This is a genomic window from Mesorhizobium sp. M1A.T.Ca.IN.004.03.1.1, assembly GCF_003997555.1.
Taxonomy (GTDB): Bacteria; Pseudomonadota; Alphaproteobacteria; order Rhizobiales; family Rhizobiaceae; genus Mesorhizobium.
This window is the reverse complement of sequence record NZ_RZTV01000389.1, coordinates 1-268: the sequence shown is the minus strand read 5'-3', so window position 1 is coordinate 268 and position 268 is coordinate 1. Positions and strand designations below refer to the sequence as shown.

At 56.3% G+C, this 268-nt stretch carries 1 protein-coding gene; it reads left to right on the top strand.

Annotation, left to right across the window (positions count from 1 at the left end):
- Nucleotides 1–268 (top strand): helix-turn-helix domain-containing protein (locus tag EOD29_RS32100; protein WP_164763960.1); only part of this gene is annotated, 268 nt, incomplete at both ends.

Sequence of the window (268 nt, the reverse complement as noted above, 5' to 3'; positions counted from 1 at the left end):
GAAGGAACTCCTTCGCGATATTGACCGTCGCCAGTCCGACAACATCATCGAACTGCCAATGACCCGGCTCGATATTGCGGATTATCTTGGCCTGACCATTGAGACGGTTTCGCGGACGATGACGAAGCTAGCGAACAAGGGCGTCGTCGCCCCCGCCGGTCGTCATTCAGTCAGAATCGTGAAGCGCTCCGCCCTAGTGCTACTGGCAGGCAATGACGACGAATATGTGGACAACACGGTGGAATTTGCCAGTTATGCGAGGCGGTCG